This is a genomic window from Tumebacillus algifaecis (genome assembly GCF_002243515.1).
Taxonomy (GTDB): domain Bacteria; phylum Bacillota; class Bacilli; order Tumebacillales; family Tumebacillaceae; genus Tumebacillus_A; species Tumebacillus_A algifaecis.
Map to the genome: position 1 here is coordinate 2,398,960 of NZ_CP022657.1, position 12,967 is coordinate 2,411,926.

General features: G+C 54.3%; 1 protein-coding gene. It reads left to right on the forward strand.

Translation table 11 applies throughout. The features are described 5' to 3' along the window. The first annotated feature begins 22 nt into the window (after nt 1–22). Entirely contained in the window at nt 23–12,841 is a 12,819-nt protein-coding gene (locus tag CIG75_RS10350) for a non-ribosomal peptide synthetase (RefSeq protein WP_172844448.1), read from the forward strand. The last annotated feature ends 126 nt before the right edge of the window (nt 12,842–12,967 follow it).

Genomic DNA, 12,967 nt, shown 5'->3' on the forward strand with positions numbered 1-12,967 from the left:
CATGTTTAGAAAGGAGAAGCAGATGACAAACGTACCTGGACAAGAGTATCTCACAGAGAGTGAGGAGCAGACGGACTCAGAAGTGTACGTATTCCCCGCTTCCTTCGCCCAACAGCGCTTGTGGATACTCGAGCAATGGATGCAGGGGAGTACAGTGTATACGATGCCGTTTGTAGTGCGGCTCGAAGGGCGACTACACTTGGACGCTTGGATCGATAGCTTTCGGGAGATCCAAGCCCGTCATGAAACGCTTCGCACCACATTTGAAATGGAGGATGGGCAACTGATGCAGGTGGTTGCCCCCTCTGCTCCTTTCGATTTTCAGATCGAAAATGTGATGGGAATGTCAGAAAACGAACAGGAACAACAGGTGCAAAAGTATGTGGCCGAACAGTTGGAGATGCCTTTTGACTTAGAAAGTGGCCCACTGTGGCGCGCAAGCCTGATTCGCCTCAAGGAAGAGAGCAATCTGTTTGTTTTGACGATGCACCATATCATCTCCGACGGCTGGTCGATCGGGGTGTTACTGAACGAATTAGCTGTACTTTATGAAGCATTCGTACACGATCGACCTTCGCCATTACCAGAACTTGAGATCCAATATGTCGACTACACCCTCTGGCAACAGGAATCATTGACGGATGAAGTTTTGGAGAAACAACTGTCCTATTGGCGAGAACAACTCGGCTCAGAAGCTCCTGCTCTACAATTGCTCACAGATCGCCCGCGTCCAGCCGTTCAGACTCATGCTGGAGCCGCTGTGTCCTTTTTAGTGGAGGAAGAGCTCTTCACAGACCTGCAAGCACTCAGCACGCAAAGCGGGACAACCCTCTACATGACATTGCTCGCCGCATTTCAAGCGCTATTGCATCGCTACTCCGGGCAGGAAGAGGTCCGGGTCGGCACTCCGATCGCCGGACGAGATCGGAAGGAGACAGCCGGGCTAATCGGCTTCTTTGTCAACACGCTCGTCATGAATGCCGATTTCTCAGATGACCCTACTTTTCTCGACTTGCTGGCACGAGTGCGGCAAACGGTCTTGGGAGCATTTGCCCATCAAAACGTTCCGTTTGAGAAATTGGTCGAAGAGCTGCGACCAGACCGCGATGCGAGCCGAACCCCATTGTTTCAGACGATGTTCAGCTTGCAGACGGCACCTGTAGGGGAATTGAAATTGTCAGGACTGACCATCATTCCTCTCGATTTCGATTTCAAAATCGCAAAATTTGACCTGAACGTAACGATGACCGAGTACGACAATACGCTCGGAGGAACGATCGAATACAACACAGATCTGTTCGACGCTGCCACGATCGAGCGAATGATCGATCATCTGAAAACGCTGCTCAAAGCGATCACTCGGGCTCCACAAACAAACATTTCGAAACTGCCCCTGCTGACAAACGAGGAGAGACAACATCTTCTGGCAGTCGGAAATCGAATGGCCGTATACGAGCGCACAACCATTGTCGAGCTGTTCGAAGCGCAGGTCTCTCGCTTAAAAGATCGGATCGCGATCTCGCAAGAAGGCATTGAATTGACGTATGAAGAGCTGAACAGCAGGGCCAACCGACTCGCACGCCGTTTGCAACAGCACCACACAGGTCCAAACGTGATCATTGGAATCTGTGCCGAGCGGACGATCGAGATGATCGTGGGATTGATCGCCATCCTGAAAACGGGGAGCGCCTATCTGCCGCTCGATCCGTCTCATCCGGTCGAGCGCATCACCTCGACGATCGAAGATGCGCAGATCTCAACGTTGGTCACCCATCAGCATCTGCTCGCCACCTTGCCCGAGCAGAATGTGAAGACAATCCTGTTCGAAGCGGCAGATGAGGAGCAAAGCGAACAAAATCTAGGAATCTCGATCTCGCCAGATCACCTGGCCTACGTGATCTACACATCAGGATCGACCGGCAAACCAAAAGGCGCATTGCTCACGCACTACAACGTGGCTCGACTATTCGATCGTCAACAGTTCTGGTTCGACTGTGATGAGCAGGACGTGTGGACACTGTTCCACTCGTTTGCGTTCGATTTTTCGGTCTGGGAGATGTGGGGAGCGCTCCTCTTCGGCGGAAAGCTGGTGATCGTCCCGCACTGGATCAGCCGTTCTCCGCATGCGTTTTTCCAACTGCTCGTGGAGGAAAAAGTGACGATGCTCTCACAAACTCCATCCGCGTTTCGACAATTGATCCAAGCAGAGCAGGAGATGAAAACGGCGGGAGACCTTTCTTTGCGACAGGTTTTTTTCGGAGGAGAGAGGCTCGACTACGAGATCTTGCGACCGTGGTTTGATCGGCACGGCGACCGATCGCCGCAGTTGACCAATCTATACGGCATCACAGAAACAACCGTTCACGCCACTTACCGCCCGCTGCGGAAAGAAGATCTGGAGCAAACAGCGGGGAGCGTGATCGGCCGTCCGCTCTCCGATACGAGAATCTATGTCTTAGACGACCATCTTCAGCCAGTTCCCATCGGCTTACCAGGCGAACTGTACATAGGTGGGGCAGGGGTTGGGCTCGGGTATCTGAACCGGGCGGAACTCACGCAGGAGCGCTTTATTCGCGATCCATTCTGCGCAGATCGGAGTGAGATTTTGTACCGCTCTGGGGACGCGGCTCGCCTGTTGCCAACAGGTGAATTAGAATACCTCGGCCGTTTGGATACGCAGGTCAAGATACGCGGCTTCCGCATCGAGCTCGGCGAGATCACCTCGGTGATCAATCAGCACCCCGATGTGCTTGAATCGACTGTGATCGTGCGCGAAGATCAGCCTGGCGACCTGCGCATCGCCGCCTATGTGGTGATGCAGCCATCCGCACAACTCGATGTGCAGAACTTGCTCTCGTTTGTGAAAATCAGGATTCCTGCCTACATGGTACCGTCAGCTTTCGTCGCGCTCGATCAATTTCCACTCACTCCAAACGGCAAGGTGGATCGTCGAGCGCTTCCAGCACCCGATGCAAACCTTTTGCGAATGCAACGTCAATTTGTCGCACCATCCACCTCGATCGAGCGAGCGTTGACCGACATCTGGTCTGAAGTGCTCAATATCGAAGAGATCGGTGTGAGCGACAACTTCTTTGATCTCGGCGGCCACTCGCTCTTGGCCACACAGGTGAGCGCCCGCTTGGGACAACAGTTGCACCTCCAGCTTCCGTTGCGCGATCTTTTTGAAAAGCCGACGATTGCCGAACTGGCCGCTCACATCGAGCGGCTCCAAGAAGGAGGGAAGCGAGCAGGGGAAAGCCCGGTCGAACAGATCCCCGTGCGAAGCCAAGATGCAGAGCTTCCACTTTCTTTTGCGCAACAAAGACTGTGGTTGTTAGACCAACTTCAGGATGAGACGACCGCCTATTCGATGCCATTTGCACTCAAGCTGAGCGGCAAACTCCACGTGGACAAGCTCTTCCAGAGCCTTTGGGAGATGATCGAACGCCATGAAGTGTTGCGAACGCGATTTGCAGAAGTGAATGATGCGCCCATCCAAGTGATCGATCCACCATCGAGAACCCCATTCACTGTTGTCGATTTGCGCGGCCTTCCTTCACAGCAGCAGCTGATCGAACGAGACCGACTTCTGCAAGCGGAGGCGAACACCCCTTTTGATCTGAAAGCTGGCCCTTTGTTCCGCTGTTCATTGCTCCATGTGGAGGAGGCGGAATGGGTATTGCTTCTCAACATGCACCACGCGATTTCTGATGGCTGGTCGATCTCGATCTTTGTTGAGGAGATGACCACCCTCTACAAATCCTTCACAGCAGGAAAAGGTTCGCCGCTCTCACCCTTGTCGATCCAGTTTGCAGACTATGCGATCTGGCAGCACAACCGGCTTCAACAAGGGGTGCTCGCCGAACAGATGTCCTATTGGAAGGAACGATTGAGCGGCGAATTGCCCGTACTCCAGCTTCCGACAGACTACCCGATCACTACGGGAGAGACGACGGGGGACTATGAGGACTTGCAGTTGACAGTTGAGCTGACCGCCCGATTGCATGAGCTTTCCAAGCGAAGCGGTGCAACGATGTTCATGACGGTCGTAAGCGCGCTCCAACTCCTGCTGTCCCGACATACTGGACAAGATGACCTGATGATCGGGAGTCCGATCGCCGGCAGACACCACCAACAGACGGAAGGTCTGATCGGACTGTTTCTGAACACGTTGGTCCTCCGCTCCGATCTGTCGGGCGATCCAACGTTTGAAGAACTGCTCGGGCGAGTGCGGGAAACGACGCTCAGCGCGTATGCGAATGCTGAAGTTCCGTTCGAAAAACTGGTCGAAGAACTTCAACCAGAACGACATCTCTATCGCAATCCGCTGTTCGATGTGCTCATCAACTACCAAAATACACCGCAAGCGGTGATCGAGCTTGACAGCCTGACCATTCAGACTTTGGAGACGACTGAGCAGGAGACAAAGTTTTGGCTCTCACTGTTTCTCTATGAACAAAACGATTCGCTGCAGATGCGCATGTTGTATCGCAAGAGCTTGTTTTCAAGCGCAAGGGTGGCAGAATGGATGCAGCAGTTGGTCCACTTGCTCGAACAGGTGGCAGATGACCCCGCCGCTCAGCTCAGCAGCTACTCTTTAGTGACCGAAAAGTCACGCCAACTCTTGCCCGATCCACTGCAGCCGCTGGAAAAAATCGCTTTCCAGCCAGTGTCTGACCAGTTTCGCTCGATTGCGGTCTCCCTTCCAGAGCAGATTGCGGTGCGTCAAGGAGGCCGATCGCATCCCTATCAGGAGCTGGCGACACGAGCTGACAGTCTCGCCGATGCTCTGCTTCAAATGGGCATCAAGCGGGGGGATGTCGTCGCAGTGATCGGAGGTCGAAGTTTTGGGCTGATCGCTACCATGCTCGGCGTGATGATCAGTGGTGGAACGCTCTTGCTGATCGACCGAGCGCTGCCTGAGGCGAGAAGGAAATCGATGCTCGACCAGGCGGACGTAAAGTTCGTCTGCAAGTTGGACAAACACATTTGTACGACCTCTGAGTCGCACATGACGCTCGAAGTTGATCCGAAGACAGGGGAACCGCTCCATCCGATTCTGCAGCGCGAGGGAATGATACTCGAAGTTCAGCCGATCGCTCCGTCCGACCCAGCCTATATCTTTTTCACATCGGGAACGACAGGAACACCGAAAGGCGTGCTCGGCAATCATAACGGACTGAGCCATTTTCTCCTCTGGCAAAAAGATTGTTTTGACATCAAGCCATCCGATCGAATGGCACAATTGATCCACCTTTCGTTCGATCCAGTGTTGCGCGATATCTTTTTGCCGTTGATCAGCGGTGCTACGCTCTGCCTGCCAGATCAGGAAGAAGAGCTCGGCACAGATGAACTGCTGCGATGGATCGAAAGGGAGCAGATCACCGTGCTCAACACCGTTCCATCGGTAGCGAGTGTTTGGGTGACAAATCCTCCCCCAGATGTATCGCTTCGAACCCTGCGCTGGTTGTTTACCGCGGGGGAGCCGCTGTCAGTCGCGTTGGTCACACGCTTACGAGAGACCTTCCCGCAGATGGGGAACATCGTCAACCTGTACGGACCGACGGAGACAACGTTGGCAAAATGCTTCTACATCGTGCCCGAAGAACCGACGCAAAGCATCCAGCCAGTCGGTCGAGCACTGCCACAAGCTCAAGCGCTGGTGTTAAACGTTCGTGGTCAGCTCTGTGGCATCGGCGAGCAAGGTGAAGTGGTCATTCGAACACCATATCGCACAAACGGATACCTACTCGACAGCGCCGATCATACCGAGCGGTTTCGCCCCAATCATTGGACGTTCGATGAGAGCGATCTCTTGTACTACACCGGAGACATCGGACGCTATCGCCCTGACGGTGCGCTCGAATTGCTCGGACGGCTTGATGATCAAGTGAAGATCCGTGGCGTCCGCATCCAACTGAGCGAGATCTCCAGCACATTGGCAAGGCATCCTGCCGTGCAAGCCTGCGCCGTGCTGGACTGGAAGGAAGGGGAGCGCGCGCAGCTTGCCGCCTATGCGGTGATCCAGCCTGAAACCAACGTCGGCGAACGAGACCTGCGTGCCTTTTTGGAACAGGAGCTGCCGTTGGCGATGGTGCCGAATGCGTTCAAGCTCCTCGACGAGCTTCCCTTGACAGCAAACGGGAAAGTCGATCGCTCCCGACTTCCGCGCCCGAGGACGAGCGATGGGGCAAGTGAAACTTTCGTGGCACCGCGCACACCGCTTGAACGGGAGATCGCTTCGATCTGGTCGGAGCTGTTAAATGTAGAGCAGGTTGGCATCCATGATCATTTCTTCGCACTTGGCGGACATTCGTTGCTCGCCACGCAAATGATCTCTCGAATGCGTCGCTCACTGAAAGTGGAGATCTCCCTGCGCTCGCTGTTTGAACGACCTACGGTCGCCAGCTTCGCTGCCTTGATCTCAGCTCAAGTCCAGACAGGGCTTGACGAGCGAGATTGGACGATCCCGATCATCGAACGAACAGAAAAGTTGCCGCTCTCATATGCGCAGCGTCGCATGTGGCTCTTGGAGCAGATGACCGGAAGTAGCCCAGTATATACCATCCCGATCCTGCTTGAAGTAGACGGTGCTCTGGACGTACAGGTTGCCGAACGCTGTCTCCAAGTGATCGTTTCACGTCACGAATCCTTGCGAACTCTGTTCAGGTTTGAGTCTGGAGATGGGGTGCAGATCATTCTTCCTCAGCTCTCCATTCCGCTGCACCTGCAAAAGTTTCAAGCTGAGGAACAGGCGATGAGCTGGCTGCAAGCGGAGTCGAGCCAAGCGTTCGACCTCGCAGAAGGCCCGCTGCTTCGCGCTTATGCCGCGGTGCTTTCACCAGAACAACAAATCTTGATGATCACCATGCATCACATCATCTCCGACATTTGGTCGATCCATATTTTCGTCCAAGAGTTTGTCGAGCTCTATCGATCATTTGCGGAGGGCCAAGCCGCCAATTTGCCTGAACTATCTGTCCAATATGCCGATTACGCGATGTGGCAAACCGGACATCTGGAAGGGAGTCAGCTGGTCGAACAGCTCGAATATTGGAAAGGGCAGCTTGCGGGCGAACTACCTGTCTTGCAGTTGCCGACAGATCGTCCTCGCCCCTCGACTCGCACCTACCGCGGTGGCAATGTGTCGTTCAGGGTGACGGGCGAACGAAAAGAGGCGCTGCTCTCGTTGGGTCAGGAGATGGGAACTTCGCTCTACATGACGTTGCTCGCGGTCTACAAGACTTTGCTCTACCGCTACTCAGGTCAGGACGACATTTTGGTCGGCTCTCCAATCGCAGGTCGCGGACGGGAGGAGATCGAGCATCTGATCGGATTTTTTGTCAACACGCTCGTCTTGCGCACCGATCTTTCTGATGATCCGACATTTGCCGAACTGTTGGTGCGCGTCAAAAAGATCGCGCTAGATGCTTTTGCACATCAAGATCTTCCTTTCGATCGGTTGGTGCAAGAGGTGGTGACTGAGCGCAACCCGAGCATCTCACCTTTGTTTCAAACGATGTTCATGTTGCAAAATCATCCGCAAAACGTGTCGGAGCTACAAGGACTTTCTTTCAAAAGAAGAGAGTTGGATGCTGATGGGGCAAAGTTCGACCTCACCTTGACCTTTGTTGAACAACCGGATGGTCTGTACGGGACGTTCGAGTACAATTCGGACATCTTTGACGCTTCGACGATTGAGCGCATGGTGCAACATCTGCACGTATTGCTTGCTGCAGTGAGTCGAGATCCTGATCAACCGATCTCCCAGATCGACATACTGCCAGCAGAAGAGCGCCATCAACTGCTTTCCTTATGGAACCAGACCCAAACTGAATATCCTGCTGACAAGTCGATTCATCAGCTGTTTGATGAGCAAGTGGCCCTCACCCCAGACCGTGTTGCGGTGAGCTTCCGGGATCAGCATCTCACCTATCTCGAATTGAACGAACGGGCAAATCGCTTGGCTGCTTATCTGGTCAGGAAAGGCGTTGATCGACAGGCATTTGTCGGACTTTCTCTGGAGCGCTCACTGGAGATGGTGATCGCATTGCTTGCGATCTTAAAAGCGGGCGGCACGTATGTGCCGATCGATCCCCATGATCCGATCGAGCGAAAAGCGAGCATTCTGCAGGATGCTGGTGTGGAACTTGTGATCACAAACGAAAAGTGGACGCATGATCTTTCCGATCGCTTGACGAACCCACCGCGCTGGATCTGCCTTGATCTCGATTCATCCAAGATCGCAGCCGAAAGCGCAGTTCATCGATCCTGCGATGTGCCGAGCGAAAGCCTTGCCTATTTGGTCTATACGTCCGGTTCGACAGGCATCCCCAAGGGAGTTGCCGTTTCGCACCGCGCCGTCCTGCGGCTTGTCCTCAACACCGAATATGTCCGTTTTTCTTCGGAGGAGGTATTTCTGCAATTTGCCCCAATCGCATTCGATGCTTCGACCTTCGAGCTGTGGGGGAGTTTGCTGCACGGGGCAAGGCTCGTCCTCTTCCCAGAGCGCCGCGCCTCGCTCACCGAGCTAGCCAATGTGATTCGCCGGGAGCGGGTGAGCACGATGTTTTTGACCACCGCGCTTTTTCATCAGATGGTCGAAGAAGAGGCGGAGGCGTTTCGAGAAGTTCGTCAACTGCTGGTAGGGGGAGAGGTACTCTCACCCGCTCATCTGAACAAGCTGCGAAACCGGGCGCCAGGTTGTCAGTTTATCCATGTTTACGGTCCAACCGAGAGCACGACATTTGCCACCAGCTATCCGGTCGATCAAGATTTCATCGGCCGTACCGTTCCGATCGGCCGACCGATTGCGAACACGACCGCCTATGTGCTGGACTCACATCTTCAACCTGTGCCGATCGGTGTGCAGGGCGAGCTCTACATCGGTGGGAACGGGTTAGCGCAGGGCTATCTCAATCGCCCAGATTTGACAGAACGCGCATTCCTGCCACATCCGTTTCTCGGCGATCGAGAGGATCGTCTCTACCGGACGGGAGATATCGTTCGCTACCTGCCGGATGGAAATCTTGAGTTCTGTGGACGAGTTGACCACCAGATCAAAATCAGAGGCTTTCGGATTGAACCGGGCGAGATCGAGACGGTGTTGAGCCAGCACCCCGCTTTGCAGGAGCAGATCGTCATCGCAAGAGAGGCTGCCCCCGGAAACAAAGTGCTCGTCGCCTATGTAGTGCTGCGCGACAAAGAGCTGTGCACCTCCCAAGAGTTGCGCGAGTTTCTACAAGAGCGGCTTCCTGAGCAGATGATTCCACACGCTTTTGTTCTGCTGGATGCACTGCCGTTGACAAGCAATGGGAAGGTTGATCGCAAAGCTTTGCCAGAGCCAGATTGGAGCGTGGTCGGCAATTCTGGTTATATCGCGCCTGCGACGCCGCTCGAAGAGATACTCTGCGGGATCTGGTCAGACGTGTTACAAGCTGACTCGATCGGAACGCAGGATGACTTCTTCGAACGCGGTGGACATTCTCTGTCTGCCACACAGGTCATCGCTCGAATCAAGACCGCCTTCGGGGTTGAGATTCCGCTTCGCGCTCTGTTCGAAGCGCCGACCGTCGCGAAACTGTCCGAACATCTCGGCCATCTGGGGACAGCGGGCGCTCCAACTGCTCCGATTCAAGCGCACTTACGGTCGGATGATCGCAATCTCTTCCCGTTGTCGTTTGCACAGCAGCGGCTGTGGGTGGTCGATCAACTGGTCGCAGATCGGTCTGTCTACAACATTCCGTTCGCTGTTCGACTTGACGGGAAGCTCGATCTTCTCGCCTTGGAAAGCGTTTTGAACCTGATCGTCCTTCGTCATGAAACGCTGCGCACGCGCATCGTGGAACGAGGAGGGCAACCGATGCAAGACGTTGTGCCTCACCGAGTCAGAGCGCTCCCGATCATCGATCTGACCCATCTGTCAGAATCGGAGCGTGAAGACGAGCTGCTGCGACTCGCTCGTCAAGATCGAGAGACCGCATTTGATCTGCGAGGTGAGGAGCTCCTGTTCCGCTTTTCACTGCTCAAAATGGCAAAGGATGATCACGTTCTGCTGCTCAACATGCACCACATCATCTCCGATGGCTGGTCGATCTCGATCTTCACATCGGAGTTGACCGCGCTCTACCAAGCGGAGATCGGCGGTGAAAAACCTGCACTTCAAGAGCTGCCGATTCAGTATGCAGACTTTGCGGTCTGGCAGAGAGAACAGTTGCAGGAAGCTGAGATGGAACGCCAGCTGACCTACTGGAAAAAGCGTTTGAGCGGTCTGAATCCTTTAGAACTGCCAACCGACAGGGCGCGTCCAAGCGTTCAAAAGCAGAGCGGGGCGGTCGTACATTTCAACCTGTCGTCCGACCTTTCCAAGGGACTGCACGCGATCTCTCGGCGCTATGGGGTCACGCTGTACATGACGCTCTTAGCCGGATTCCAGGCACTTCTCGCTCGCTATAGCGGGCAGGATGATATCAGTGTCGGCACGCCGATCGCCGGTCGGACCCATCAACAAACGGAAAGCTTGATCGGATTCTTTTTGAACACGCTGGTCATGCGAACCGAGTTTGACGACAGCCTGACGATTGCAGAATTGCTCGACCGCGTTCGAGAGGTCACATTGGGAGCCTATGCACACCAAGATCTTCCGTTTGAACGGTTGGTTCAAGAGATCCAACCGGATCGTGACCTCAGCCGCACTCCGCTCTTCCAAACGATGTTCCTGTTGCAAAACATGCCGCGAGCGGACATCGAATTGCCAGATCTCACCTTGCGCACCGTTCAGATGGACAGTGAGGTGGCAAAATTTGATCTGACCTTGACGATGGAAGAGCGGGACGACTCGATCTTTGGAGCGATGACGTACAGCACTGAGCTGTTTGATGAATCGACCGTTCTGCGCATGATCTCGCATCTGCAGATCTTGTTGCAGGAGATCGTGAACAACCAGGAACAGCCGATCAGCGAAATCGCATTGGTCAGCGAGGAAGATCGTCAACAGTTGCAAAGCGGATGGCGAGCGGAAGTGATCGACTACGGTCCAGACCGCTGCCTGCACCAGCTGTTCGAGCACCAATCGAAACTCACCCCGGATGCTCCTGCCTTGATGTACCGAGGTGAGAGGATGACCTATCGGGAGCTAAACGCGCGCGCAAACTCGCTTGCTCACACACTTCAGCAGCAGGGAGTCGGGCCGGAGGTGATCGTCGGACTCTGCTTTGAGCGTTCGTTCGAAATGGTGATCGCGACGCTCGCCGTTCTGAAGGCGGGTGGTGCTTATCTGCCACTCGACCCGGCGTACCCACAAAGTCGCTTGGCATATATGCTTTCTGACGCGATACCGCTGTTGCTGCTCACACAGAGATCGCTCAAGGAGACGTTGCCACCATGCGATCAGAATGTATGGTGTTTGGATGACGCGCCGGAGCTCTGGTCCGGTCGAGAAGAAGACCTAGACTGTCAAGCATCGATCGACAATCTTGCGTACATCACCTATACATCCGGTTCTACCGGTCATCCAAAAGGTGTGCTTGCCGAGCATCGCGGCGCGGTCAATTACCTGCGTTACGTGCAAAAAACATACGGAATCAGCATCGAAGATCGCGTGTTACAGGTAGCCTCCTATTCGTTTGATGCGTCTGTGCGCGATCTGCTCGGACCGCTGCTTGCCGGAGCTTGTGTCGTGCTGACACCGAATGAAGATGCGAAGCATATGCCCGCATTGCTTCAACATATGAGCGACCATCAGATCACCTGTGTGTTGAGCGTCGTTCCAACCCTGCTTCAAGCATTGATCCAAGCAAAGCGTGAGTCGGATGCATCGACCGATTCACTGCGCTTGATCTTAGTCAGCGGGGAAGTATTATACGGATCTCTCGTGCGTCAAGCGTATCGATCATTTGGCCCGCAGGTTCAACTGGTCAACCAATACGGGCCCACCGAATGCACGATGACATCGACCTATCAACTGCTCACGACAAAAGAGGCCGAGCGATCAACAATAGTAGCGGGACGACCGATTCCGAACAGCCAGCTCTATGTGTTGGACAAGAGCATGCAACCTGTTCCGATCGGCGTAGTGGGGGAAGTGTACATCGGCGGGGAAGGGCTATCTCGAGGATATCTCAATCTGCCAGAGCAGACAGCAAGCGCGTTTCTTCCCAATCCGTTCGCATCAGCTGAGGGGGAGCGAATCTACAGAACGGGCGATCTCGGACGGCTGTTACCTGATGGAGCGCTTGAGTTTCTCGGCCGCAAGGACCAACAGGTCAAATTGCGAGGTCAGCGGGTCGAACTCGGGGAGATCCAAACGTCCTTGCTCGACCACCCGCAAGTCCGAGATGCTGCCGTCCTGTTGCGGGAGTCACAGCTGGTCGCCTATCTGGTCGTCGATCCGGATCATCCGTTCGAAAGCGGTTCGATCAGACGCTTTTTGCAGCAAAAGCTTCCAGACAGTATCATTCCGTCCGCTTTTCTTCCGCTTGATGCGCTTCCGCTGACCTCAACAGGGAAACTGGATCGCCGAGCGCTGCCCGAATGGAAAGAAGTGCTGGAAGAGCAAACTCGGGAAATGATCGATCCGCGGAGTCCATTCGAAGAGATTGTGGCCGATATTTGGAAAGAAGTGCTTGGGCTGGAGAGGATCAGCATGAGCGATGATTTCTTCGAACTTGGCGGGCATTCACTGCTTGCAACTCGAGTCGTAACACGCATTGAAGAGGCGCTAGACATTCGTCTTCCGCTCAAGCGGCTCTTTGAAAAAACGACAGCTGAAGCTTTGGCAAACGTCATCGAGGACCTTTTGTTCTCCGAGATCGAATCGGCAGACGATGATGACGAATTTTAGTTAGTTTGCCGTGCACTGGAGGAATGTAGATGAAGAAATCTATCTCGTACGAAGATCGACTTGCCAAATTATCACCCGCACAGCGCGCGATGATGGAAAAAAGATTGGCGCGCAGATCCGAATCGG

Bases quoted from the DNA above. Each gene is read 5' to 3' on its own strand.
- CIG75_RS10350 (WP_172844448.1), top strand. From the start codon at position 23: ATGACAAACGTACCTGGACAAGAGTATCTCACAGAGAGTGAGGAGCAG.